At 61.0% G+C, this 23,857-nt stretch carries 24 protein-coding genes; 4 read left to right on the top strand and 20 right to left on the bottom strand.

Translation table 11 applies throughout. From position 1 onward, the window contains the following. The 4 genes from KUF59_RS13365 to KUF59_RS13350 are packed head-to-tail and all read right to left on the bottom strand — an operon-like array spanning nucleotide 1 to nucleotide 3,138. Nucleotides 1–501 (bottom strand): chemotaxis protein CheW, encoded by a 501-nt coding sequence (locus KUF59_RS13365; RefSeq protein WP_249140704.1) that lies wholly within the window; start codon nucleotides 499–501, stop codon nucleotides 1–3. Continuing rightward, nucleotides 498–2,507 carry a chemotaxis protein CheA gene (locus KUF59_RS13360; protein ID WP_258769552.1) on the bottom strand — a complete coding sequence of 670 codons (2,010 nt, stop codon included), beginning with the start codon at nucleotides 2,505–2,507 and terminating at the stop codon, nucleotides 498–500. Before KUF59_RS13360 ends, KUF59_RS13365 begins: the two co-directional genes overlap by 4 nt. Beyond that, nucleotides 2,504–2,872: a response regulator gene (locus KUF59_RS13355; RefSeq protein ID WP_212461622.1), complete on the bottom strand. Its 369-nt coding sequence runs from the start codon at nucleotides 2,870–2,872 to the stop codon at nucleotides 2,504–2,506. The genes KUF59_RS13360 and KUF59_RS13355 overlap by 4 nt, the downstream gene beginning before the upstream one ends. After that, on the bottom strand, nucleotides 2,869–3,138 hold the full coding sequence (locus KUF59_RS13350; RefSeq protein WP_249140703.1) for an STAS domain-containing protein: 270 nt from the start codon (nucleotides 3,136–3,138) through the stop codon (nucleotides 2,869–2,871). Before KUF59_RS13350 ends, KUF59_RS13355 begins: the two co-directional genes overlap by 4 nt. 576 nt (nucleotides 3,139–3,714) lie before the next feature. On the opposite strand from KUF59_RS13350, the gene KUF59_RS13345 reads away from it, so the two are divergent. After that, nucleotides 3,715–4,437, top strand: a complete 723-nt coding sequence (locus tag KUF59_RS13345) for a ParA family protein (RefSeq protein ID WP_212461746.1) — start codon at nucleotides 3,715–3,717, stop codon at nucleotides 4,435–4,437. Between the two features lie 193 nt (nucleotides 4,438–4,630). Next, on the top strand, nucleotides 4,631–5,644 hold the full coding sequence (locus KUF59_RS13340; protein ID WP_249140702.1) for a helix-turn-helix transcriptional regulator: 1,014 nt from the start codon (nucleotides 4,631–4,633) through the stop codon (nucleotides 5,642–5,644). A 49-nt stretch (nucleotides 5,645–5,693) separates the two neighbouring features. Here KUF59_RS13340 and KUF59_RS13335 read toward each other — a convergent pair whose 3' ends face one another. Next, nucleotides 5,694–7,040, bottom strand: coding sequence for a globin-coupled sensor protein (locus KUF59_RS13335; protein WP_212461620.1), 1,347 nt, complete (start codon nucleotides 7,038–7,040; stop codon nucleotides 5,694–5,696). A 456-nt stretch (nucleotides 7,041–7,496) separates the two neighbouring features. On the opposite strand from KUF59_RS13335, the gene KUF59_RS13330 reads away from it, so the two are divergent. Further along, a complete protein-coding gene (locus tag KUF59_RS13330; RefSeq protein WP_249140701.1) occupies nucleotides 7,497–8,489 on the top strand; it encodes a helix-turn-helix transcriptional regulator in 993 nt (330 codons plus the stop codon). Nucleotides 8,490–8,540: 51 nt separating this feature from the next. Here the strand turns inward: KUF59_RS13330 and KUF59_RS13325 are convergent, their stop codons facing one another. Both KUF59_RS13325 and KUF59_RS13320 read right to left on the bottom strand, forming a co-directional pair. After that, on the bottom strand, nucleotides 8,541–8,843 hold the full coding sequence (locus KUF59_RS13325; protein ID WP_212461618.1) for a hypothetical protein: 303 nt from the start codon (nucleotides 8,841–8,843) through the stop codon (nucleotides 8,541–8,543). 265 nt (nucleotides 8,844–9,108) lie between these two features. Continuing rightward, the gene (locus KUF59_RS13320) at nucleotides 9,109–10,122 is read right to left on the bottom strand and encodes a helix-turn-helix transcriptional regulator (RefSeq protein ID WP_212461617.1); all 1,014 of its coding nucleotides are present in this window, start codon (nucleotides 10,120–10,122) and stop codon (nucleotides 9,109–9,111) included. Between the two features lie 712 nt (nucleotides 10,123–10,834). On the opposite strand from KUF59_RS13320, the gene KUF59_RS13315 reads away from it, so the two are divergent. After that, nucleotides 10,835–11,821 (top strand): hypothetical protein, encoded by a 987-nt coding sequence (locus KUF59_RS13315; RefSeq protein ID WP_212461616.1) that lies wholly within the window; start codon nucleotides 10,835–10,837, stop codon nucleotides 11,819–11,821. 28 nt (nucleotides 11,822–11,849) lie between these two features. Here the strand turns inward: KUF59_RS13315 and KUF59_RS13310 are convergent, their stop codons facing one another. The 13 genes from KUF59_RS13310 to KUF59_RS13250 all read right to left on the bottom strand — a co-directional run bounded on the left by KUF59_RS13310 (nucleotide 11,850) and on the right by KUF59_RS13250 (nucleotide 23,853). Beyond that, the gene (locus tag KUF59_RS13310; RefSeq protein ID WP_249140700.1) at nucleotides 11,850–12,386 is read right to left on the bottom strand and encodes a tetratricopeptide repeat protein; all 537 of its coding nucleotides are present in this window, start codon (nucleotides 12,384–12,386) and stop codon (nucleotides 11,850–11,852) included. 79 nt (nucleotides 12,387–12,465) lie between these two features. Beyond that, nucleotides 12,466–12,867 (bottom strand): hypothetical protein, encoded by a 402-nt coding sequence (locus tag KUF59_RS13305; protein WP_212461615.1) that lies wholly within the window; start codon nucleotides 12,865–12,867, stop codon nucleotides 12,466–12,468. Between the two features lie 11 nt (nucleotides 12,868–12,878). Beyond that, nucleotides 12,879–14,555, bottom strand: a complete 1,677-nt coding sequence (locus tag KUF59_RS13300; RefSeq protein ID WP_212461614.1) for a type II and III secretion system protein family protein — start codon at nucleotides 14,553–14,555, stop codon at nucleotides 12,879–12,881. 465 nt (nucleotides 14,556–15,020) lie between these two features. Beyond that, nucleotides 15,021–15,440, bottom strand: a complete 420-nt coding sequence (locus KUF59_RS13295; RefSeq protein WP_212461613.1) for a TadE/TadG family type IV pilus assembly protein — start codon at nucleotides 15,438–15,440, stop codon at nucleotides 15,021–15,023. Beyond that, nucleotides 15,437–16,774, bottom strand: a complete 1,338-nt coding sequence (locus KUF59_RS13290; protein ID WP_212461612.1) for a pilus assembly protein TadG-related protein — start codon at nucleotides 16,772–16,774, stop codon at nucleotides 15,437–15,439. The genes KUF59_RS13295 and KUF59_RS13290 overlap by 4 nt, the downstream gene beginning before the upstream one ends. A gap of 9 nt (nucleotides 16,775–16,783) precedes the next feature. After that, complete coding sequence (locus tag KUF59_RS13285) at nucleotides 16,784–17,302, bottom strand: hypothetical protein (RefSeq protein WP_258769551.1); 519 nt, start codon at nucleotides 17,300–17,302, stop codon at nucleotides 16,784–16,786. Nucleotides 17,303–17,326: 24 nt separating this feature from the next. Beyond that, on the bottom strand, nucleotides 17,327–17,974 hold the full coding sequence (locus KUF59_RS13280) for a methyltransferase family protein (protein ID WP_212461610.1): 648 nt from the start codon (nucleotides 17,972–17,974) through the stop codon (nucleotides 17,327–17,329). Nucleotides 17,975–17,976: 2 nt separating this feature from the next. Continuing rightward, the gene (locus tag KUF59_RS13275; protein WP_212461609.1) at nucleotides 17,977–18,885 is read right to left on the bottom strand and encodes a type II secretion system F family protein; all 909 of its coding nucleotides are present in this window, start codon (nucleotides 18,883–18,885) and stop codon (nucleotides 17,977–17,979) included. Next, the gene (locus KUF59_RS13270; protein WP_212461608.1) at nucleotides 18,882–19,814 is read right to left on the bottom strand and encodes a type II secretion system F family protein; all 933 of its coding nucleotides are present in this window, start codon (nucleotides 19,812–19,814) and stop codon (nucleotides 18,882–18,884) included. Before KUF59_RS13270 ends, KUF59_RS13275 begins: the two co-directional genes overlap by 4 nt. Further along, nucleotides 19,811–21,187 (bottom strand): TadA family conjugal transfer-associated ATPase, encoded by a 1,377-nt coding sequence (locus KUF59_RS13265; RefSeq protein ID WP_212461607.1) that lies wholly within the window; start codon nucleotides 21,185–21,187, stop codon nucleotides 19,811–19,813. The genes KUF59_RS13270 and KUF59_RS13265 overlap by 4 nt, the downstream gene beginning before the upstream one ends. After that, nucleotides 21,184–22,386 carry a CpaE/TadZ family protein gene (locus KUF59_RS13260; RefSeq protein WP_212461606.1) on the bottom strand — a complete coding sequence of 401 codons (1,203 nt, stop codon included), beginning with the start codon at nucleotides 22,384–22,386 and terminating at the stop codon, nucleotides 21,184–21,186. The genes KUF59_RS13265 and KUF59_RS13260 overlap by 4 nt, the downstream gene beginning before the upstream one ends. Next, entirely contained in the window at nucleotides 22,386–23,345 is a 960-nt protein-coding gene (cpaB, locus tag KUF59_RS13255) for a Flp pilus assembly protein CpaB (RefSeq protein ID WP_212461605.1), read from the bottom strand. Before cpaB ends, KUF59_RS13260 begins: the two co-directional genes overlap by 1 nt. 1 nt (nucleotide 23,346) lies before the next feature. Further along, entirely contained in the window at nucleotides 23,347–23,853 is a 507-nt protein-coding gene (locus KUF59_RS13250) for an A24 family peptidase (protein WP_212461604.1), read from the bottom strand. Between the last annotated feature and the right edge of the window lie 4 nt (nucleotides 23,854–23,857).

The raw sequence follows: 23,857 nt of genomic DNA, 5'->3' as shown, positions 1-23,857 counted from the left end.
TCAAACCCCTTCCTGAGAAACGGACGTCCCAGCGTCCCCCGTAGCGAAAATTCTCCCCATCTCGGGGATGATGATGAACTCGTCGCCGCGCTTTCCGATGCCGCGGACATATTCGGGCCGCCACCGCATGCCGATCTTCGGCGCCTCCTCGATCGTGGCAGCTTCGATCTCGGTCACGTCGAGCACCCGGTCGGCAAGAATCGCGACGATCGTCGGCTCGCCGTCGAGATCGACCTCGATCACGACGATTCTGGTGTTCACGTCCGGCGGCGGACGGTCCATGCCGAACAACAGACGCAGATCAGCGAGCGGAACGATGCGCCCGCGCACGTTGATCAACCCGCCGACGAACGCCTTGGCGTTCGGCACCTCCGAGATCGGCACCACATCGAGGATCTCGCGCACGCTCTCGGCGTCGATCGCGAACACCTCGTCCTGCAGCCGCAGTGTCAACGCCGTCATCGCGCGATCGGCATGATTGGACTGGATACCTATGTTCATGCCGCCCTCCCGATCCGTTCATCGCGCAGGCGGTTCTCGAACTCCTGGCCGAAGTTCACGAGATGGGCAACGTCGAGAATCAAGGCCACCGTACCGTCTCCGAGGATGGTCGCGCCTGAGAAGGTTTCGACATCGGCGTGAAGCTTGGACAGCGACTTGATCACGGTCTGGCTATTGCCGATGACCTGGTCGACCACCAGCCCCACCCGGGATTCGCCGGCCGACACGATCACCACCTTCTGATGCGGCTCGATCGCGGCCTTGGTCTTGAACAATTCGCGCAGGCGAAGGAACGGAACCAGATGGCCACGGATGTTGAGGAAGTTGCGGCCGCTGTTGGCAGCTTCCGCGTCTCTCGGCAGCTCCACGCATTCTTCCACCGCCGACAGCGGGATCGAGTAGCGGCCCCGGCCGACCCGCACCAGCATGCCCTCGATGATGGCAAGCGTAAGCGGCAGTCGGAGCGTCACCGTCGTCCCGCCACCCGGTCTCGAACCAAGATCGATCCGGCCGCGCAAGCCCTCGATGGTGCGCTTGACGACGTCCATGCCGACGCCTCGGCCGGACAGCGCCGTGATCTCCTTCGCGGTCGAAAACCCGGGATGGAAGACCATCTGGAACAGATCGTGGTCGGCAATCTTCGCATCGGGTGCGATCAGCCCGGCCTCTTCGGCCTTGGCGCGGATCCGGTCCGCGTTGAGACCGGCACCGTCATCGACGATCGAGATCGCCACCTCCGAGCCGGTGTGCACCGCGGACAGGCGAACCTGCCCGCGCGCGGCCTTGCCCGCGGCGATCCGGCGGCTGGGAACCTCCAGCCCGTGGTCGATCGAATTGCGGATCAGGTGGACCAGGGGGTCCGCAAGCCGCTCGATCACCGTCTTGTCGAGCTCGGTCTCCTCGCCGGCGGTCACGAAGTCGACCTCCTTGTCGAGGTCGCGCGAGAGATCGTGGACGAGGCGACGGAAGCGGCCGAACAGCGAGCCGATCGGCACCATGCGGATTCCCATGGTGGTGTCGCGCAGGCCCGAGGCGAGACGTTCCATCTCCTCCGCAACCGACTTCAGATTGGCGTCGTCAGAGGCGACGGCAAGTTGAGAGAGCCTTGCCTGGGCGATGACGAGCTCGCCCACGCGGTCCATCAGCTCATCGAGCCGCTCCGCGGCAACGCGCACCGAGGTGCCGCCCTTTGCGCCCGCGCCACCGGAGTCGCGAGGCTTGTCGATCTCGATGACCTTGGCGGTCGCAGCCTTGTCTGCGGCCGGCGCATCCGCCGCATCCGCCGCCACCGTTTCGATCGACAGCTCCATGCCGTCGGCAATGAAGATGAATACGTCGTCAATGGCCTGGCGATCGCGATTCGTGGTGACCACGACCTCCCAGTCGAGGTAGCAGACCTCCGGATCGGTCGACTCCAGCGGAGGAACCGCATCGGTCTTGACGCGCACCTCGCAGGGCCCGAGCTCGCGCAGCTCATCGAGCAGCAGAAGCGGGTTGGCACCGAGCACGAGCGCGTTCTCAGCCAGACGAAACTTGACCCGCCAGGTCTGAACGGGGGTCTGGACCAGTGACGGATCGGCTGCGGCCACCCGGCCACCCGCGAGCGGGAAGGTATCGCCGGGATCGCTGCCCTCGTCGTTCGAAACGATTGCGCGCAGCCTCTTCAGGACCGCCTCGCCGTCTGCGACGTGTCGGCCGGGCTCGGCGATCAACCGCGCGATGTGATCCTTCGCGGCGAGCGCCACCTGGACCAGCGGCGGGCTGATGGCCACGGAGCCCTTGCGCACGCGGTCGAACGCGGTCTCGAACTCGTGGACGAAGCCTGCCACCTCGTCGAAGCCGAACATGGCGCCCGAGCCCTTGATGGTGTGCAGCGCCCGAAATGCGCAGTCGACGAGATCGCGATCGTCGGAGGAGTTGCCGAGATCGAGCAGCGCCTCCTCGAGCTGATCGAGAAGCTCGCGCGCTTCCTGATGGAAGACGTCCCGAGGATCCATCGCGGTCATGCGCCGGCGACCTTCTTGATGACGGCCAGGAGCTGGTCCTGCTTGAACGGCTTCACCATCCAGGCGGTCGCGCCGGCTTCCTTCGCCTGCCGCTTCATGTCCTCGTCCGATTCCGTCGTGAGAAAGATGATCGGCACGCCGGTGCTGGACGGATGCGCGCGAAACTTGCGGATGAACTCGATGCCGTTCATCCGCGGCATGTTGAGGTCGGTCACCACCGCGCGAATCGGATTGGCCGTCGCCTTGGCGTAGCCGTCCTCGCCGTCGACGGCTTCGAGCGTGGCGTAACCCGCTCCCGACAACGTCAACGTCACCATCTGCCGAATCGAGGCGGAATCGTCGACCACCAGAACGCTCTTACTCATGCTCCAATCCCCGTTTTCTGCAACCCGCCGCCGGTCCAAAATTCTTCGTCGACGTGACGGCAGGCGCCGTCGTCACCGAGAAATCCCGCCTTTGCCAGCGTTGCCCTGAATGCGCCGTTCGATTCCGTCGCAAGCGCCAGCTTGCGCCCGCGTTGCTCGGCGCTCTTGCGCGCGCTCACGATCAACTGAATGATGCTGACATCGATGCTGCTGACATCGCTGACATCGATTTCGACTTCGCGGGACGCGCTGATGGCGTCCAGCAACAATCCTTGCACCTGCTTTGCGTCGCGCAGGGTGAGACTCCCCTGCAACCGCACACGGCCTTCCGAACCCCCAGCCGAGATATTCATGAAGCCTTCGGTCCCCCCTCGCGCCGCGAAACGATCGCGAACACACTGCTTGCGATTCCGACGTGTTCGCCAACTAGAGGTGGGGGAGTTAAATCAAATCTTACCTGTCGCGCCCCACTTGCGCGATCCGGATAGGATTTGCGGGAAGCGGATGCGGAGGCCGTGTTTTTGCGGGGCTGCTTGCGCTCGCATTCGCGCGATCCTCGCCTTCTCCATCCGCGACTCAGGGCCGCTCTCGCTCCGCGATCCCCTCGCACGCGTGACATGCTTCGCGCTGAATGCGCGATCCGGATGCTGTGTTCGCAATCCGGATAGCTCGCGGGTGAGTTTGGCGACCGGAGCCGCGCTTACTCAGTGAACTGTTAACCCGGAATCTGCAGATATGACGGAATGGGCTCGCCGTTTCGACGAAGCAGCCTTCAGTGCAGTTGCGTTTTCCTTGCGTCCCGCTTCTCCAATCAATGGAAGACACATATGGCACTTCACTCCATGCACACGATCGTACTGGCGACCCAAAAAGGAGGCAGCGGCAAGAGCACGCTCGCCATCAGCCTTGCGTTGGCCGCGAAGAAGGCCGGACACAACGTTCGGCTGATCGACGCCGACCCGCAGGGAACGCTCTCGAACTGGCGCAAGCGCCGCGTCGATGCGGAGCCAATTGTCGAGACCATCGATACCGTCCAGGACATCGAGCCGCGCCTGCGTGCGCTCAGGGATAGCGGCGTGACGCTGACCATCATCGATGCGGCCGGCGGCGTCAGCTCGGCAAGGACCGCGGCGATTCGCCACGCCGACCTGTGCCTGATCCCGGCGCGACCGACCACGGCCGACATCGAAGCGACGGCATCGACGCTCAGTCTTGTTCGGGCCTGGAGCAAGCCGTTTGCATTCGTGCTCAACCAGGTGCCAAGCCGCGGCCGCCGCATCGACGACGCCGCTGAGACGCTTGCCGACGAAGCAGCGATAGACCTCATTGAGGTGCTCGCGCGACCTTTCATCGTCATGCGCAACGATCATCAGGATGCATTGAGCGCCGGGCTCGCGGTCAGCGAATACGCGCCGACGAGCAAATCAACCGAAGAGATCCGTCGCCTGTGGAATTGGATCGAGGCCCGGCTGGGCGTCGACGCGTCGGCCGGTGTGGTTGCGACCTCCCCCTTTGCAGGACTGCATCTGCCGATCCGAGCAGAACAGCCCGCGTTCATCCTCTGACCTCGGACGGAGCTTCGCGGCGCACCGCACTGCGGCACGCAGAACGCGCGCCGCAGTGCGGGATGTGGACATGTCATTCGGAAAACGGATATCGTGAGACGATATGACGGGATAACCTTTGTAGGGCTTGAACCTTCGATCAGGCTCGTGTTTGCATCTCCGCGCCGGGATACCTTTTTCGACGAGTCACGACTTGCCAAAGGATCCACTTCGCGAAACTCCTGTCGTCCAAGGCTCGAATTTCGAAGATCTCCTCGCCTACTACCGATCGCGTCTGCTGCCACTGAAGATTACCCCGCCGAATCCTCGCGCTGGATTTCGGTGGCAGTCAGACTTCGCAGTGGGACCGGGGGTGAGCGTGGTCCGCGCGGCGTATTCGAGCGGCTGGGCCTACGGTTCGGACAACGATACGGAGAACCTCAATCTGTGCTTTCTCGGCACCGGAGGCTCTGAGCTGGCGATCGGCTCGCGGACGGTTGAGCAGACCTCATCGCGCCTGGCCGTTTACGCGCAGCCGACCCTGAGGCGGCAGGCCGTATTCGTGCGCGACGGAAGTCTCACCGGTGTGACGATGCGCTTCGAGGCAGGCACCGTCGCCCGGCTGCTGGTCGACATGTTCGAGGGGGCGCCACTAACGAGCCTCAATCTCACGCCCGCTATCGATCTTTCGACCCACCTGGGACAGACGTTGCAGTCGATTGCCTCTGCACTGGCGAACGGCATGCGCGACGAACAAGTGCTCCTGCGCTCACCCAAGGCCATGGCGTTGCTGACGGAGGCCGCTCTCCGATTGATCCTTGAAGAGGTGCCACACCGTCTCTCTGCAAAGCTCCAGCAGCAAGGCGGCGCTACTGCGCCACAACAGATCAAGCGGGCGATCGACTACATGCGGGCCAATCTTCACCTGCCGCTGACGATGGGCGACATCGCGGCCGCGGTCGGCATCAGCAGCCGCTCTCTGGAGCTCGGCTTCCGCAAGCACTACGAGACGTCGCCGGCGTACTATCTGCGGCGCGTCAGGCTTGACGCGGTCCACAGCGAGTTGTCTTCGCCCGGGAATACATTGCCGGTCAGCGAAGTCGCCCTGAAGTGGGGATTTGCTCACATGGGACGCTTCGCAGCCCAGTATCGCCGGACCTTCGGCGTTACCCCCTCGGAAACAGCCAGGCGCGCCGGCGCACCCCACATCCTCCGTCCGCAGCCCTAGCGAGGCGGGTGAACTCGACTGGAAGCGAGGCGGGCGGAACCCGGCGCGATCACGCCGCACGGATACCCCTGAGGAAGCGCTGCACCTCGGTGCCCAGCTCTTCGCCCTGCTTGGCGAGTTGGGAGGAAGCGAGCTGCACCTGGCTCGATGCGGCCACCGCCTCGTCCGCGGCATGGCTCACACCGGCGATGTTCGAGGAAACGTCGCCCGTGCCTCTGGCCGCCTGTTGCGCATTCCGCGTGATCTCCTGCGTTGCCATGCCCTGCTCCTCCACGGCGCCGGCGATTGCAGCAGCAATCTCAGAAATGCGGTGAATGATATGGCTGACCTCGCGAATCGTCGTGACAGCTTCTTGCGTTGCCGTCTGTATCCCGGCGACCTGTTGCCCGATTTCGCTCGTGGCTTTCGAGGTTTGCTCCGCCAATGTCTTGACCTCGGACGCCACCACGGCAAAGCCCCTTCCGGCCTCGCCGGCACGGGCCGCCTCGATCGTCGCATTCAGCGCCAACAGGTTGGTTTGACCGGCGATCGTGTTGATGAGTTCGACGACGGTGCCGATCTTCGACGCGGCCTCGGACAGCGAGTGAATACGCTGATCGGCACTCCGCGAGAGTTCGACGGCCTCTGTCGAAATCCGCGTCGACTCGTGGGCCTGCCGGCCGATTTCGGTCACGGAGGAGGCCATCTCTTCGCTGGCCGAGGCAACGGACTGCACGTTGGTCGAAGCCAGCTCCGAGGCTGCTGCCACGTTGCTCGCCCGCTGCGTCGTCGCCTCCGCGGTCCGCGCCATGGTACCAGCGGTGTCGTTCAACGCGATCGAAGACGTCGACAGCGCTTCCAGTGCGACGGTCACCTGCCGTTCGAAGTCGACGATCAAGCCATCGACCGTCCTCTGGCGCTTGGCCCGCTCGTCCAGCAGGGCCTCCTGATAGACCGAAATCGCAAAGTCCATATCGAGCATCACGGCACTATTCACGGCAGTGATGACGTCCCCCAAACGGGCCCTGTTCCACCGATAGGTGGCGATCGCGAGGTCCGTGAGGTGCGACAACACGAAAGCGTAGCCCCCGATGTACCAGCGCGGCTCCAACCCGATCTTGCTGTGCACCAGGCCGATCGTTCGAACACCCTGCACGTAGGCACCGTCGAAATGACCGTCGAACATGCGCGCCCAGTGCGCGGATTGGGCGCCTTGCAGGCGTTTCATCTGATTGCCGACCAGCTTCGCCAATGCCGGGTTGCCCGCAAGATGTTTGTAGAACCCCTCGAGGATGACAGGCAGAGCTTTTTCGACCACCGGCCAGAATTCGCGTAGCGCCGCCCCGGTCTTCTGGTCGATGCGCAAGAAGCGAAGGCGGTTCTCGCGATCGTCGCGGTCGGTCGTGTCGTTGGTCATAGCTCCCCCACGAAGTATTCGACGTCCTCGCGCCGACAAGGCGCAGACAGCCGCGAACACGGATACATCTGCGCGAACAAGCGCCGGGGAAGTAGACGCGGCGAGAACAAATCAAATCTTAACTATGGCGGCTTGTCTGCGCGATACGGACTGATCGTTCGGAAATTGGATGTCGAACGCCTCTTCGGCGAGCTCGCGAAACACGTGGCACGATCGCGTGCCTTGTCGGCCCGCCCGTGCAGCGACAGACCGTAACATCCACACCAGAGCGAGATCTACCGCTCGTCTCCGCTCGGTCCATGACCCGGACATTGGATCCTGCAACCTGCGCGATCCGGACAGCTTTTGCGCAAACTGGATAGGATCCCACCGGTTTGCCTTCGCAAGCCGGTTGAAACGAAGGTCCCGCCGCGCGATGGAATTATATTGCCGAAACGGGGTATGGCGGAACCTATATTGCAAGGGACATTCGAAGAGGCGCCCGTCCTGTCCGGAGCAGGCTTTGAGAACCTGCTCGCCTCGTTCGGCGCGCACTTGTTCTCGATCAAAGTCTCGCCGCCAAATTCCGATGCAGCGTTTCGCTGGCGATCTGATATCTCGGCAGGACAAGGCGTCAGTGTCTGGAGGACGCGATATTCCGCTGACTGGTCCTATTCGTCGGAATCGCTCGACGACGACCTGGTGATGGCATTTCTCACCGCCGGTTCTGCCGACATGACTGTCGGCACGCGAAGCGCGCGGCGAACGCCCGCGACCATCGCTCTTGCGCCGCTATCGATGTTGCGGCGTCATCAGATGAAGGCGATGGACGGAAGCTATGCGAACGTCATGCTGCGGTTCGATGCCAATCTCGTCGCCGGCGTGCTCAAGGCGATGTTCGGCCACGCGGCATTGACGAAGCTGGACTTGACCCCAACGATCGATCTGTCGACCAACACGGGACGAACTCTCCTTCAACTGTCGCGCACGGTCGTCTCGGGCATGCATGAGCAGCAATTGCTGGTGCGTTCGCCGAAGGCGATGGCCCTGCTCACGGAAGCTGCCCTGCGGTTGGTCTTCGAGAATGTGCCGCATCGTTTCATCGACAAATTGGATCGAGGTCCGGCCGATGTTACGCCTAGGCACATTCATCGTGCCATCGAATACATGCGCGCCAATCTGCATCGCTCGCTGACGATGATCGACATCGCGGAGGCCGTCGGAATCAGCGACAGATACCTCCAGCTCGGGTTTCGCAGATATCGCGATACAACGCCTGCAATGTATCTGCGACAGATCAGGCTCGAAGCCGTTCATACGGAATTGGCGCGTCCCGAAAACCGCCTTCCGATCCATGAAGTCGCACTGAAATGGGGCTTCACGCATATGGGTCGTTTTGCGGCGCAATATCGTGCGGCTTTTGGCGTCTCTCCGTCCGAAACCGTCAGGCGTGCCCTTGGCATCTATTAGCTTCACAATACGAGATCAATCCATCGTTCCACGATGCATGCGGCGCGGGGATCACGTCAGCGCCTGACGCTCCATGGCGGCGCCGACCCGGGAAACCTCCTCAGAGGCGTCACCCAGCGTACGCAAGATGCTCGCAACGCTCTCGAGCTGCGAGGAGAGCTGCGACTTGACCGCCGTCGTGTGCAATTCGATCGGCTGACCGTCTTCGCACGCGAGAAGCGAGCGCTGCAAGCCATCGAGGGTCGCAAGACTGCGCTGCAGGCTTTCGATGCAACCGACGACGATCTCGCAGGCGGACGCCGCCTGTTCGATTCGGTCCGCATCGATCGCAAGCCTCGCCCGAATATCAAGCACGAGGTCCGGCTGTCGCAGCTTCGCTAGCGCATCCGTTTGCCTCTCAAATCTGACGACAGTTCCCACGATTGCCCCCCTCGCGCGCATGTCAGATCGCTGATCGCCGCGATCGCACAATGGTGCCGCACCAAGAGTTAGAACCGCAAAGGATAATCAAACATTGCCCGCGAAGCGCTGCTTGCAGGATACGGACAGATCCTTCGCGAACTGGATAGCGTGCGATGGTTTCGGCCGCGATGCCCATCCGAGACGCACGCCGACATGTTCAGGAAGAAGGAGACTGGATTTCCCGCTCAGTTACTTTCAGATGTGCGCTTCCCGCGCGCTTGCGGGTCTCGGAAGGTGACTGGCCGTACGCGGCCTGATACTTGGCCGCAAAGCGCCCCATATGCGTGAAGCCCCATTTCAGCGCCACCTCGCTCACCGGCAGCGTGTTCTCGGCCAGCGATAGCTCGGCATGCGCCTGCTGGAGGCGCAGATCGCGCAAATGCGCCACCGGCGTCGTTCCCCGAAACGTCCTGAAGCCGTGCTGCAGCGAACGCTCGCTGATTCCGACCGCTTCCGCGATCTCCGCGAGCGTGAGCGGCTCATGCATATGCGCACGCATGAAATCGACGGCGGCCCTGATCTGGCGCGGCGAGGCGTCCGCTCCGTGACGGGCGAGGCGCTCTATGAAGCGGTGCGGAAAATTCTTGAAGACCAAACGAGGTATGGCCTCGCGGAGCAGCGCGGTCGCCTTCGCCGACCTGATCGACTCATCCTTCATCGCCGCCGCGATGGCCTGGACCAGCGACCAAAGGGTCTGCCCCGCGGGACTGTCGAGGTCCAGCAGCGGATTGAGCTCGATGTTCTCCAGCGTGGCGTCCTCGAAGATGCTGGTGAGGGTCCTCCTGACGTCCGCCACCTTGAGCTTCAACGACATGCGGCCATGCCGATCGTCGGTGGCATGCGCCCACGTCTTCGAAATGTCCTTGACGCCGAGCACCAGGGCGCTGCTGGAATCGGCCTGCAAGGACTTGCCTCGGATCCGCGCGCCAAACCCGCCAGAGGCAGGGAACACGAGACAAAACCTCTCCTCCTCGCGCTCCGGCCAGCAGGTCCACTCGGTCTCCGTTTCCAGTTGCCACCAGGAGAGCCGATTGGCCATGGCGAACTGGCCCCGCCACTGATTCGCCCTGCGTGGGCCATTCAGCTCGATCCTCACGTCGGGCACGAACACCTTGAAGGTGCTCAGCAAACTCTCGTGACTGTCCTTGCCGCTGTCGAGCTCGGCAAACATCGAAGGCTCCTTCCCGACGAGCGGGCGGTCTGCGAGATACATGGAATGGGGGGAAATCCAGTCGCCAAACAGACGCTCGCCTCTCCGATGAAGCGATTGTCAAAGCTCCGGGCTGACGAGCGGCCGCGCCGGCGATAGGATTAAGTTCTCATCGACCATGGGATGGCCGACAAGACCGGTCAACTCCGGGCTAACCCGGAGGTTGCGACGGGCCCCACGGTGAAGCAGGGTGGCGGGTTTCGCCATTCGGGAGCCCGTTCACGCCTACAGTGACAACGGCCCTGCTGAACGCGCCGCGCGGTCGATCGAGCCTGCTGCACGGGGTGGATTTTCCCTTTTTGTTGAAGTGGCCGGCTCCCAGCCCTCTCGGGCGAACTCCTAGAATGTCGGAGGTGCAAGTCGCTGGAGCACGACTGCCTTTCCCCACCAGCCAAAGCGACGATCTCTCATCAATCGCGAGTCCTGAGCGAGAGCCGCTTTACGCCCTTGACCGGAGGGGTTGCCGTCCGCAGTTCGTGCGAAAGGGAGTGATATCGTGTGTGCGCGATCGGATTCGCGACGACCGGAGGGGCCGGCCTCAGGATCCTGAGGACCGGGGGACCGCTTGACTCAAGTCCCCAGCTGACCGCTAATCGCGGTAGCAATCTCGAGGCGAGTTTGATTTCGGCGGCATGGATCTGACGCAGCAGCCGCCGCGGGACCCGTGAGCTCCGTGAAGTCCAACCTCGCAGTTCTGGCTCTACTCGTCGCGCGCCCGCTGGGACGTGCGAGCCTTGAGGACATTGAACGAGATCTTGAAGCGAACGTCATACGCTTTCAAGGCGAGCCGCTGCCAGACGAAGAAGCTCTCGAGGATATCGACCTTCTCGAAGCGGGACTTGTGACTCCCGATGGTGATGGCTTGCGGATCACCGAGGCCGGACGATCGGTATTGAATACGCTGAATGAGTTGAGACAGGTCTCACCTCATATCAGTGACGATAGAAGCTCGACGGATGATCAAAGTTCGGCTGTTGTTCGCGCGACATCTCTTGCTCCGTCCTCCCTGTTGCATGGCTTCGGATCTGCTGCTGAAGTGCGGCCAGACATCCGCTCCACGAAAAGCAGTATGTTCGCGACAATCGCTGTCAAGTTCCGGCGATTCGGTGCGCTCTGGCGCAAGCATCTGGAATACGATCCTCCGGACAAGAAAATGGAAAAGCGAAGCCGAAACACCATCGGCGCCGTCATTGCGATCCTAAGCGTCATGCTGCTCGCCGTCTGCGCCGGGGCCGCTGCCGTGGTGATGCAGTTCAGGTCCATGAAATCAGAGATCGCTTACTTGCAGCGTGAGGTGCTTTCGCTGAAGGAACGATCGACGCGCATCGATCAGGCTGAGAGGGCCAGACAGCTCGAGGAAAGAGCCAACACCGAGCGGGCCAAGTCCGCAGACATTCTGGCGCAAGAAGCCCCCCTGAATCTCTCGCCCGACGAGATCCGGCTCATACGAGACTACATCAAGCCAGCTCAGTCTGCGGGTCCGGCAAGTGCGCCCATGAACGTGGGGGACCCCATCACTGGCCCAACCATCCCCCTTCCTTCACCTGTCACAGAGAAGGTGCCCAAATTGATCGGAGCCAGATTTGCAATCCGCAACGGTGCGATCATCATCGTCAAAAAGGACAGCCGTCGGGCTGACGCTGTGCTTGGGCCGAACTAGACCTGAATGCTGGCATCCTCGATGCCGTTCATGGCTGATTATTCGGCGGCCTTTCGATGAACCTGCGACTACCGTTGAGAAGCTCGAGGTTATTGGCGATAACCGGGTTGCCTGGATCGAGCGTATAGGCCTTCTCAAATTTTCGTCGCGCCGCACTCAGATTGCCGCGCAGCATGTACGAATATCCCTGATCATTCAGGACTTGAACGGTTTCGCCGCCCAGCCGGATTGCCTGCGCATACGCCTGGTCAGCCAGGTCGAAACGACGTATCCGATCATAGCTCGCAGCAAGCCCAATCCAAGCCGTCACGTCCTTGGGCGACTTCTCGACGGCGTCCTTGAAATAGCGCTGGGCGAGCCCGTAACTGCCGCGGTTGAAATGCTCCAGCCCCAGCCGCACGGGTTCGTCCGAAGGGTAGTATTTGACGTCGGTCGGCTCCTGCACGGGGTCGCCGCCGGGCGGATCCACGGGGGCCACGATGGCGGCCTCCCGCGTTGTGTAGTCACACGCCGCGAGGCCTGTCCCCAACACGCAACAGGTCAGCATTAAGATGATGCGCCGCATAAGCACTGTCCCCACCCGACTCAGCGGCCTCATGGAAATATCATTGCTAAATTACTCAAGCTAAGGCCCCTTCGCCCCTTTACCTGCCAGCTGCTGGTCCGCCGACCGGCACCGATACACCGGCAGTCGAACCAGCTCCCAATCCTTCTATGTTGACGTTCTGCGTCGGCGTCGTCCGCACGCCCATTTGCCTCGTCGGATCGCCTATGTCGGGAAGCTGATCCACCGGCTGTTGCGTTTTGCCATAGCGTGTGACCGCGGCACCCACGCGCCGAGCGTCGTATGCGATCCTGCGATCGCCGACGTATCGCGGCCAGGGATGGATTGTGTGGGTCGCGGCGTTGACCTCTTTGGCGTTGCCGGCGCTCATCGTGATCGTATCGGAACGCTGGACGTAGCGGTCCATCTCGTCATGACCGGCAAGGCCGTAACATCCCCCGAGCAGAATGGGCGCGAACAGAACCAGATTCCTTATGGCCATCTCTCGCTCCTCTAGTTGAGGGTCTTTACGACCGGCTGCTCGGCCGCGGCGGCCGGTGCCGGAACGCGCGCCCTGACCTCGGGAGCGATGATGTGCCCGTACGGGCCCTTCACCTCACCACCGGAATTGACGTAGTCATCGTAACGCTTGCGGACTTCCATCTGGCCATTGAGGAAGAAATCGACGTCGTTGGCCGGCAGGCGTGAATCGAGCGGCGAAGCGAGTTGCTGACCGGGCGCCGCCGGCGCGACCAGGCGCGGCGTCACGATGATCACGAGATCGGTTTCCTCCTGCTGGTACGACTTGCTGCTGAACAAGGTTCCAAGCACGGGCACCGAGCCGATCCAGGGCAATTGCGAAACCTCCTGGCGATTGCGGGTCTGCAGTAGGCCGGCGACTGCAAAACTCTGACCGTCACGCAGTTCTACCGTCGTGCGCGCATCGCGGCGGGTGAGCGCTGGAATGGTGGTCCCCTGGATCGTCACCGCATTGGCGAAATCAAGCTCGCTGACCGACGGCTCGACCCGAAGGTTGATCACGCCGCGCGAGAGAACGGTGGGGACGAAGGCGAGCTCCACACCGAACTTCTTGTAGTCGATCGTGATGGTGGGAAAACCGTTCGTCGTCTGGGTTGGTATCGGTACTGGAAACTCACCGCCGGCCAGGAAGCGGGCGGGATCGCCGGAAAGCGCGGTCAAGTTTGGCTCCGCCAACCTGCGAGCCAATCCTTTGGTTTCCAATGCAGAGATCAGCAGGTCTACCGAGCCGCCGCCACTGGTCCTAATAATGCTGGTCAACAAGCTTCCGAACGGTGCCGGAGCTACGCCGCCCGCAGTGCCAAGAAGCGTACCCAATGTTCCAAGTATCGGAAGGCTGCCAGCAGGATTGGCGCCAACAGAAGTGCTGCTGTTACTAAGGGTGCTAGTGTTGCCGGTGGTGGGTGCCCTAGTGATACTATTGACGCCGCCGATGGGTGCCCGCCCGACGGCCGTAGTTGAACCAAGACCGGTATTGCCCACGTTAGTGCCATTGGCATTCGCCGCATAAAGGTTGACGCCCAGGTTGCGGCCGGCCTCCCGACTCACCTCGAGAAAGCGCACCTCGAGCATCACCTGTTGCGGCGCCGCGACACTCATGGCGTTGACGACGACGCCCCCTTTCGCAACCGTGCTGGTGGCGATCGCCATGGCGCGCTCGGCAGTCACCGCGTCGGCCGCGGTTCCGCTAAGCACCACCTGCCCCTCGGAAGCCGACACGCGGATACCCTGCCCGCCCGTGCTGTTCCGGATGTTCTGCTGCAGATTGCCGGTATCGATCACGACCTCGACGTCGAGGATCCCGATCTGCTTCATCGAAGAGTCAAATAGTATGACGTTTGTGGTGCCGGTCTGCTTGCCCTGGACGTAGATCAGGTGATCGCTGAGCGACTTCACGTCCACGATGTCAGGGGAGCCGGCGACGATCGTCGCAAAAGGCGAGTCGACTCTGAAGGTGCGTGACTTGTTGACGACGACCTTGACCCGCTGGACATCGTTCATTTCGCTGACGAAGACGCCGCCACCTGACCGCCGATCGGCAGCGCTCGCCCAATCAACGGACTGAAGCAACGCCAGCCCGGCGCCAAGAGCTAACACGCTTGACGAGAGAAGATTCCGTCCCGTCCAACCCCAAACGCGACCGCCACCCATCTTGCTTCCCCTTCGCCGCGCGACCATCCCCGCAAAGTACGTCCGCGTCGCCTATCAACTCTCCTTGGCCTGCCACATCGTAGAGCGTACAGGCTGCCCCACTACAATTCCGTTACCTCAGTAATGCACGTCAGCGTGCATAACTCCGGCTTCGGCTCGCAGCAGACGATTCCATCGCCGCGTGTGTAGGACCAAGATCATCATCCCTGATCCCATCGCCTTGCAAGGCGAGACACTTACCGCACCGCCGCGACACCAGAGAAAACTTTCCGATGTTGCCAGCAAGCACCACTTTATTTGCCGACATGGAACTCTCCAGTTCTGCCGACGTGGAACGTTCCTGCAGGTGACCGTCCCCGGAGTGCGTCTTGCACCCACCTGACAAGGTCTATCGATTTTCGGAAACTCTGACCGCGCAAGGCGCCCCCCGCTTTCCGGCATCCAGGTGCAATCAGGCGACTCCCACTAGAAGGGAATGGTGGTGGACGCGCTCGGCGCATTGAGGGCCGTGCCCCATATCGGCATCAGCATGGTGAAGTTCGCTTGAGACGCTGTAACGATCAAACTGTTGCCGCTGGCCCCCACGGTTAGCGTCGGCGTGAGATGGCCGAAATACAGGAACGGCGCCGCGTTCTGCTTAGCCGTCGTGGACAGGGGATCCCCGGTGCAGCCGGCCGGCGACTGCGGCGGGCTTTGAACCACGTAAGGCGTGTAGCATTGGATCATGACCGCTCGGGCGCCGGCGCTCGCGAGCTTCCGCAAGGACTGCATCGTGATCGCATAGCGTCCGAGATCGATGATGACGAACATCAATGTGAAAAGCGGCACGAACACGAGGATGAATTCAAACGCCGCGACACCGCGATTGTCGAGCTTTCTCATCATTGCACCAAAGCGACAATTTGGGTGTAGACGATGGTGGCCGGATCACACCCCTCCGTGCTCAGGTAGGCGCCACCGCTCATGTCGAGCGTTTTCGCGATCACTTGCGAGCAGGTCGTATTCGTGCTGGCAGTTGTTCCGTTCCAGTTCACGTCGACGTGGGGGAAGTACATGGCCCCGCCCAGGCTGACCAGACCACTGCCGTTTATGGTGACCTTGTTGCTGGTCTTGCTCGGAGCCTGATCATCAATCAGGACGCCATTGAGATCAGAAGAGAAACTGTTCGTGGCAGGTGCGGAGAGATCAACTGTTCCCCCGTTGATGGTAAGCTGCGAGTCTCCGAGCAACACGAGGGTTACGCCTGTGCCTTTCAACTGCCCGCCGGTGACCTTTATCGTCGCTTTGTAGAAGAAATACGTTCCCGGGTCCAAAACGTACTTGTCGCCGTTCTGCACCGTTAAACCACTGTAAGCGCCGCTCCCCGAGCTATTCGGCGTGCAATGCCTCCACCCATCCGCCTGAACAGGACATGATGGGTTTGTATTGCCAGTCCTGCTGTTGAACGATTTTGTGTCCAGCTTGCTGAGCGGATTGTTCGCGTACGGCATGAAATAGTTATGCGGCACGGTGAGACTAGAGCAGGTACCGGTTGGAGAACAGCCAGTTGCACCATAAACTGCCCATCCCGTACCCGTGAAAGATGGAGAACTGGCAAGTTGAACACTGGTGTCCGACATCAGCGCGCAGCCAGTTCCGTTGTTGCTGAGGCTACCAGCAAGCTTGAGTGCGCCTGAGTCAGGTCCAAGCGCCAAGGCGCACACCTTGTTGGGCTGCTGGACCAGCGCAATGGCTTGGGTTGGGATGTTGATGGTCAAAAAACCCAGCACTGCCGACAAGTAGGCCGGTTGTTGCTGGCTGACCCTGGCACGAACGGCATTGCCGCTGCCTGCAGGTGGCGTTGTGAAGGTGCCCGCATTGTAGTCCCCGATGTCGATCTGCACGGCCCGCGAGACTCTGGTCGGAAGGCTGGACGGACACGTGGTGTCGGGATAAGCCGTGCTATCCCGCGGATTTGAGTTGCAAAACCCGTTCTGTGCCGCGAATTCCTTGCCGCGATAATCCACCGATTGCGTGTCACACGTCGCGCCAGCGATCGTGCATGAAAGCCGCAAGGCACCCGAATAGGCCGCCGAGTCGGCGGCGTTTTGCGCGTTCTTGTGGGTGACGTACCACGATCCGGCTTCGGCCCCGAGTGCGACCACTCCGATCAGCGGCACGAGGGCGATGGCTGTTGCTAATGCGGCAGCGCCTCGTTGGGAACGGAGCAGATCACGCATGGAAACACCCTACTGGAAGCGTTCTGAGTAACGCAGCGTGTACGTACAAGTGGTGGGACACAGCACCGACCTCCAAAAAGGCGCGCGCGCCCCAATCGGTGTTAAAGTGATGGTTGTCGAAAACGTAATGTACTTGGGAGAAGCAATATTGCCCGGCGAGCAGGTAGCGCCTGCGTCTCCGCATTTGACCTGCAGGTTGCCGATCGTATGACCGGCGACTGTCGTCTGTAGGCCTGGCCTCCAGGTCACCGTGCCGTCAGGGCCGAGTGGATTATAGTATTGCACATACTGCCCGAAGGAGCGCAACGCGCTCCACGCGGAGATAAACTGGAAGCCCGCGGCGGCGACGTCGGCGAGCGGCACAAGCAGGAACGATACCAAAAAAATGTAAACGATCATCGTCTCGAACGCGACGGCGCCGCGCTGATCCGCGATGAAAGAATTCCCGGCACGCGCGCGCCTACCTCGACCGATACTTACCACTTCCGATCGCCGAGTCCGCGCAGTAGCGATTTGAACCATGTCCATGACAATTCGGCCACGCATAGTCGCTCACCAAACGTAAGGGATCACTCTCCAACGCGATTCTTCGTAGCTGGAATACTCAGGGCAATTGCGCCGAAGCAGGTCTTCCTCGTAAAGAATTCGGCACACTTGGACGCCGATATGCAGGACGAGCAAGACCGCTGTCAGCGGCGTCGGGTTTCTCAGCACGACGCCCAACACCGCGATTTCTTCCGCGAGGTAGAGTGGGTGCTTGATCCACCGGTACGGACCCGTCTGCACCACATTGCGCGCCTGTGGCACCAGACTGAATGACCTGCCGAGGTGTCGGATGGTGACCAGCATCATGACCATGCCGATCAACACGCAAGCGGTGGATGCCAGGTTTGGTAGCGCCTGGTCGGTTTTGCCGAAGAAGGCGATCGTCCACGGCATATAGGTGCCGACGAACGCCGCTATTCTCGGGAGGAGACCTTCCGCTTGCGCCTTTGCCGGGGACCGCGTGATGATCAACAGCGCCAGGAGCACGTAGAAGACAGCAAGGCAAAAACTCGACAAGAGCGACGGCCAGGGATCATTAGCCGATGATCCAATCTTGATGGCGACGCCAAGTGCCAGCAGCATGAACCACATGCCGCCGAACAGCTGCATCATCCGATCGTAAGAGGAGGCTTTCGACAGGGCAACCGTGCTCATGGCTACTTACCGAAGCTGGCAAACGAACGCACGAGGTGCAGAATGGGACTTCCACCCAAAATGACGAACATGGCTGGAAGCAGGAACAACACCATCGGAATGGTCAGCTTGGCGCCTAACTTGTGCGCTCTTTCTTCAAGCTTGGTAATACGTTCTCGCCGGAGGTCGACAGCGATACTCCGCAGAGCCTGACCCACCGGCGTTCCGTATTGCAGGCTTTGCGCGACCATGGTGCCGAACCGGCGAAGCCCATCTGATGTAGCTCCCAATTTTTCGAATGCGTCGCTGCGATTTGGCAGTATCCGGAGATCGTCAAGAAGACAGTGCAAGACCCGGGCGATAGAAGGATTGGTCTCGCTCATTTCTTGCGCGACACGTGCAAGCCCGCTCTCCAGGCCCATTCCCGCTTCGCTGCACACGACCAGCAAGTCGATCATATCCGGCGTGCCCAGCCGGATGGCAGCATCAAACCGCCGCTTCATCACCGCCAGTATCAATCGCGGCCCCAAAATTCCGATCATCACGCCAAGGAGGGTGAAGACCAGCACATCCGTCAGTACTTTCCCGAAAAGCCAAGCGACGCCCCCGGCGATGATTGGGCATAGGAACATGCTGACGGCCTTGACACCGATCCAGGTCGGCAGCGCTCGACGATGATTGAAACCTGACGATTGAAGGATCGTTCGTAGTTGATCCAGATTTTCCTCAGCGTAGAAGCGGCGATACCGCATGCCGAGCCATGAAAACCAACTGGTCACGTCCTGGAAGGGTGCTGACCCGCCAGCAACGCCCATCACGGCGTTTGCCACCCGCGCGTCCAATGTACGAATGTGTATTTCGCGAATGATCAACAGGCAGGTCGCAGTCCCAGCTGCCAATGCGAGAGCCACCAGACTGAGGCCAAAAGTCATAGTGATGTTTCCCGTCTGACCATCCAACTTATCACCAAGGCTCCGACAAGCACTGAGACTACTGCGTAAGCCAGCAGCTTGTTTCCAACCGGATCAGTGAACAACAGATCAACTGTTTGCGGATTGGACGCGTATAGGACCCCACCTCCAACCAAGGGGGAGATTGTTAGCGCTCGTGAGGAAAAGATCACCTCTCCTGCCAGCGCCTTGGCGCGAGCAGCTAGCGCAACACGCTGCCTCACAGTGTCTCCCAGGTTCTGTAAGGTTTCGGCCAAGCTGCCACCTGACTTCAACTGGACTGCAAGCGTCACCGCAAACATCGCATACTCTGACACTTGCGTTCGCCGATACACAGCTTCGACAGCTTCCTCTGCAGGTCTCCCCAGATTCACTTCGCTGCACACGATGGCAAACTGCCCAGCCGTTGGTTGCGGCATGTCCCGCGCGAGGGCGCGAAACGCTTCATGCACAGGAAGACCCGTTCGAACCGTACTCGTCACCAGCTGGATCGCATCCGGCAGCTGTCGAAAAAGCTGAAGGGCGACGCGACGTTGCTGCCATCCAAACAGCCCTCGCATCACGATGGTGGCTGCGATTGCTGCGGCAATACACCCGTAGAGAACGGAATATCCGAGCAGGCGATTCGCGTAGAGGATCGCTGCTGCTGCGAAGGCACTGGCAAGCAGCACATAGGCCGGATGCCAGGTGTAAGGTATCTCGGAATTGTAATTGGCCAGGCGATGGAGAAACAGAGACCGGGACCCGGTCTCCGAGCGGCGAATGGACGGCAGGTTAGCGGGGTGCGAGGCTGGTAGAGCAACCGCCAGCTGGCGATCGATGCGTCTTTCCCGAGCGTCGAGCCACAACGAAACGGCTGCCGCACACATCGCGAGCGCCAGAACAGTGATGATCACGGACTCCGGCATCATACTTGCCTCATGGCCTCGGCCCAAGCTCCATCCAGCCCGTAATAGACAAGACGGCTTTTGAATTTCGGGGCTGCAAGGTTGGACCTGTAGGTGCCCGTTATCCGCCCATGCACATCCTCATCCTGGTACTCAAAGGCGGCGATGTCATTGGTGGTGATCACCTCTCCCTCCAGGCCCACAACCTCGCTGATCTGAACGATACGGCGCTGTCCGTCCCGCATGCGTTCGACCTGCACGATGAGATCCAGCGCAGCGACGATCTGAGCTCGAATGGCGCGCGACGGTAGATTGACCTGCCCCATCTGCACCATGTTTTCGATGCGAGTCAGGGCATCCCGGGTACTATTCGCGTGGACCGTGGAGATCGAACCATCATGGCCGGTGTTCATCGCCTGCAGCATGTCGAATGCTTCTGCGCTGCGTACCTCGCCCACGACGATCCGGTCAGGACGCATGCGCAGGGCATTCACCAGCAGATCGCGTTGTGTCACCTGCCCTGTGCCTTCGAGACTGGGCGGCCGGGTCTCCAGGCTGATCACGTGCGGCTGCTGAAGCTGCAACTCTGCCGCATCCTCGATCGTGACAATGCGTTCGCTTTGATCGATGAACTGACTCATCGCATTCAAGAGCGTCGTCTTGCCGGATCCGGTACCGCCGGAGACCAGAACATTGAGCCGACACCGGGCGGCGATCTCCAGCAATTGTCCGATGGCCGCGGTCATTGAGCCGTTCTCGATCAATCCGGCGATATCCAAACGGCGGCTTGGAAATTTTCGGATGGAGATGCACGGACTATGAATCGCTAGCGGCGGGAGGATGATGTTGACGCGGCTGCCATCCAGCAGGCGACAATCCACCATCGGACTGGATTCGTCGACGCGCCGACCAACCTGCGCGGCAATCTTCTGAGCGACGGAGGCGATATGATCATTGTCGCGGAATCGGACCGCAATTCGTTCCAGCCTGCCGTTTCGCTCCACGTAGATATTACTCGGACCGTTCACCATGATATCGTTGATCGATTGATCGAGCAGAAGCGGACGCAGCGGGCCGTAGCCGGTCATGTCGTCCGCAATCTCGTCCGCCAGCTGAAGCTGCTCGCGACCTGACAGTTCGAGCCGTTCCTCGTTGGCGATTCCATGGATGATTTCCTCGATCTGCCGCCGAAGGACGTCGCGCGAAACAGTCGCGGCAACTGACGGCTCAATCTGCTCGATGACTCGCTCGCGGAGCGAGGCTGGCATCAGGGGCCGGTGAGGCGAAGGTTCGTGCCTGGGCGCAGATGCAGGCAAGCTCGGCGTCGACGCAGGCAATGGCGTCATTGCCGGCAAATTAGCTGGCGTATCGTCGTCGCGCCGACCAAAGGTCTTCATAATCCGAGCAGCCTCCTCAGCCTTCCCTTCCGCTCGGCGCCGAGCCCCGTGATCTCCCGTACGATCGGTGCGAGGTGACGTCGCAGTCCTGATACGTGCTTCAGCGCTGGAATCCCGAGATTGACCGCCTGGGTCATCCCCTTGCCGAGATCGGGTACCACCATGTCTGGTTCTGCGCCCAAAGCCTTGACAATCGCAGCCCTGGGAAGACCCCCGGCACGGTTGGCACGGTTGAGCAAGGTAAAGACCCGATCCTTGCCGGCGATGTTGGTGACGGCAGTGCGCAGTGCATGGGCATTGCGAAGTCCGGTTACCTCGGCTTCCAGCAGCACCAGCACGTGACGAGAAAGAGTGATCACTGGATGGATGGATGGCGGAAACGGTACCGGTACATCGACAACGATGTAGTTGAACCGCTGACGCAATAGACCCAGCACGTGCCTCACGCCCGCTTCGGTGATGTCGAGCTGCGCATCCAGCTCCTCATCGGCAGAAATCAGGCAAACCCGCTCGTTGACCTCGATTGCCGCGCGCTCAAGGAACAACGTGTCCGCCCGCATCGGGTTCTCCAAAGCGATGCGCAGCCCTGGTCCAGGCTGAACACCCAACATGACAGCTGTTTCGCCCCCTTGCAGATGAAGGTCGAGCAGCGCGACCTTGGCCTTGGTGGTTTCGGCCAGCTGCAGCGCGAGATTGATGGCGATACTGGTCGCGCCGGCGCCGCCCTGCGCACCACAGATCGAGATCACATGCCCGCCACGGTCGGTCGGACCCGGTGCCAGCTCGCCAAGCAGCTTCGGGCGCAACTGGTCCAGCACCATGTCCCGCGTGATCGGCCTCGGCAGGTACTCGGTCAAGCCGAGCTCCATAAGCGCGCGATAGAAGGTGATCTCCCTGCTCTCACCGATCAGAGCCACCCGGACATCGGGTGGGCAAACGCCGGCCAGCCTTTCCAGTTCGGTGAAGGGATCATCGATACCGCTGATGTCTGTCACCAACGCGAGTAAGTCGGTGTCGGTTTCGAGCATCCGTATGGCATGACGGATCGTGCCACGCTTGATCGATATGTTGCTGCCCTCGAGGCCCTTGCGCAGAGCGGCAGCACTGAGCTCGTCATCTACAAAACAGACGATCCGATTGCGCGCTACGACAGATGTCGCTTCTTCAGGCGAATTGACGACTGCAATGTTAACGCTCATCAACGTTTCTCCAGCACCTTACCTGCCTGAACCACCATCGTCGCACCCCGGCGGGAAACTTCCGACCCATCGCAGTTGACCATGGTGTCCCCATCACCCATGTCTTGTTTCTTGACCGAGTATTGCTTGACCTGGCCGCCGGCATGAACGACGACCGCTGCAGTCCGGCCGGCAATTGCATTCTGGCGAGCAATTTCCGGCGATACGTCGCAGCTGGACATGGCGCCAGCGTCTGCCGTATCCCACTGATCGACTGCTGCCCGTACGGCCAGGGAGAGCGTTCCCATCTGCTTTGCGACCGTGATCTTCTTGACCTGGTCTGGCGCAAGCTCCAACGACACGGTTTGCGCTTGCTTGCCGGCCACCGAGCTTATGGTTCGCCCGCCTTGCACAATCTCCTGGTCAATCGCAATGACTCGAACATTTCCCAGAACTGTTTCGCTTAGGGCCCGACGCGCGGGATCCGCCTTCTCGAACACCTGGGTCAATAAGACATCAACGTGATCGCCCGGCCTGATCAGCCCCGCGACGCCAGACTCTTCGTCCACTTTGATGCTGATTGCACGGCTATCCGGTGCCAGGACGCTGGCCAGGAAACCCCGATCTCGCGGTCGCAATACGTCCTGCAAGGTGATCGGACTGCCAGCCTCGACGAACTTGCGGACCAGAGAGCCGGGAAGTCCGATCTTCGAGTCGGGCGTTTCAAGGATCGCCCCTGCTGGAAGACGTTCAGGCGGTACCGAGCGTACTGCAAAATCTTCTTCCCGGGCCAAGGTACCTTTCGATAGCGGACGTGCCGCAACAAAATACCCGACAGTAGGCGGCACCGGAGGCGCCTTCTCCGCAGCGACCTCTACCGGGGCCTGTTTAGGGAGGTTCATGTTGTAGGCGATCAGCCCGAGCGCAGTGGTTGCGAGCAACAGCACCAGGATGATTGAGAGACGCAACGCGGATGACATGTCAAAATCCTTTGCTCAAGATGGCCCAGATGCCACCGCACGCTATGGCCACGCCGTAAGGTAGGGGAGCGTGTCGCACGTGGCGCCACCGCTCGATCGCGTAGACGCGGCGTGCGAGCGACGAGCCGACTGGCGCCAGCTTCGGATACGGCAGGACGCGCATCATCAGATGCACCAGGGCAAGAACGCCGCCGGCCAACGACGTTACCGTCAACAATTGAATCACGCCTGTCGGCGACAGACCAATCGACAAAGCAACCAGCAACTTGACGTCGCCGCCGCCAATCCATCCGCGCTGGTAAATCGTGAACAGCAGCAAGAACAGGATCGTCGTGACAATCAGAGATTCGACAAGCTGCATCGGGCCTGCAAATTGACCAGCGATCCCGAGGAGCGCCAGCACCAGACAGACGTCATTTCGGATCAAGCGGGTCGCGACATCGAGCGTTGCGACGTACAGCAACAACAGGATTTCCAATATTGAAATTATGTAAGAAACCCAGCTCATGAAA

Origin of the sequence: Bradyrhizobium arachidis (assembly GCF_024758505.1) — a bacterium.
In the GTDB taxonomy this organism is placed as follows: Bacteria; Pseudomonadota; Alphaproteobacteria; order Rhizobiales; family Xanthobacteraceae; genus Bradyrhizobium; species Bradyrhizobium manausense_C.
The sequence above is the reverse complement of the archived record's forward strand: the minus strand, read 5'-3'. Positions and strand labels throughout refer to the sequence as shown.

Bases quoted from the DNA above. Each gene is read 5' to 3' on its own strand.
- KUF59_RS13320 (WP_212461617.1), bottom strand. From the start codon at position 10,122: ATGTTTGCCGAGCTCGACAGCGGCAAGGACAGTCACGAGAGTTTGCTG.
- KUF59_RS13250 (WP_212461604.1), bottom strand. From the start codon at position 23,853: ATGAGCTGGGTTTCTTACATAATTTCAATATTGGAAATCCTGTTGTTG.
- KUF59_RS13345 (WP_212461746.1), top strand. From the start codon at position 3,715: ATGCACACGATCGTACTGGCGACCCAAAAAGGAGGCAGCGGCAAGAGC.
- KUF59_RS13290 (WP_212461612.1), bottom strand. From the start codon at position 16,774: ATGCGTGATCTGCTCCGTTCCCAACGAGGCGCTGCCGCATTAGCAACA.
- KUF59_RS13335 (WP_212461620.1), bottom strand. From the start codon at position 7,040: ATGACCAACGACACGACCGACCGCGACGATCGCGAGAACCGCCTTCGC.
- KUF59_RS13355 (WP_212461622.1), bottom strand. From the start codon at position 2,872: ATGAGTAAGAGCGTTCTGGTGGTCGACGATTCCGCCTCGATTCGGCAG.
- KUF59_RS13265 (WP_212461607.1), bottom strand. From the start codon at position 21,187: ATGAAGACCTTTGGTCGGCGCGACGACGATACGCCAGCTAATTTGCCG.
- cpaB (WP_212461605.1), bottom strand. From the start codon at position 23,345: ATGTCATCCGCGTTGCGTCTCTCAATCATCCTGGTGCTGTTGCTCGCA.
- KUF59_RS13295 (WP_212461613.1), bottom strand. From the start codon at position 15,440: ATGATGAGAAAGCTCGACAATCGCGGTGTCGCGGCGTTTGAATTCATC.
- KUF59_RS13305 (WP_212461615.1), bottom strand. From the start codon at position 12,867: ATGGCCATAAGGAATCTGGTTCTGTTCGCGCCCATTCTGCTCGGGGGA.
- KUF59_RS13280 (WP_212461610.1), bottom strand. From the start codon at position 17,974: ATGAGCACGGTTGCCCTGTCGAAAGCCTCCTCTTACGATCGGATGATG.
- KUF59_RS13270 (WP_212461608.1), bottom strand. From the start codon at position 19,814: ATGATGCCGGAGTCCGTGATCATCACTGTTCTGGCGCTCGCGATGTGT.
- KUF59_RS13365 (WP_249140704.1), bottom strand. From the start codon at position 501: ATGAACATAGGTATCCAGTCCAATCATGCCGATCGCGCGATGACGGCG.
- KUF59_RS13285 (WP_258769551.1), bottom strand. From the start codon at position 17,302: ATGGACATGGTTCAAATCGCTACTGCGCGGACTCGGCGATCGGAAGTG.
- KUF59_RS13260 (WP_212461606.1), bottom strand. From the start codon at position 22,386: ATGAGCGTTAACATTGCAGTCGTCAATTCGCCTGAAGAAGCGACATCT.
- KUF59_RS13275 (WP_212461609.1), bottom strand. From the start codon at position 18,885: ATGACTTTTGGCCTCAGTCTGGTGGCTCTCGCATTGGCAGCTGGGACT.
- KUF59_RS13310 (WP_249140700.1), bottom strand. From the start codon at position 12,386: ATGCGGCGCATCATCTTAATGCTGACCTGTTGCGTGTTGGGGACAGGC.
- KUF59_RS13300 (WP_212461614.1), bottom strand. From the start codon at position 14,555: ATGGGTGGCGGTCGCGTTTGGGGTTGGACGGGACGGAATCTTCTCTCG.
- KUF59_RS13360 (WP_258769552.1), bottom strand. From the start codon at position 2,507: ATGACCGCGATGGATCCTCGGGACGTCTTCCATCAGGAAGCGCGCGAG.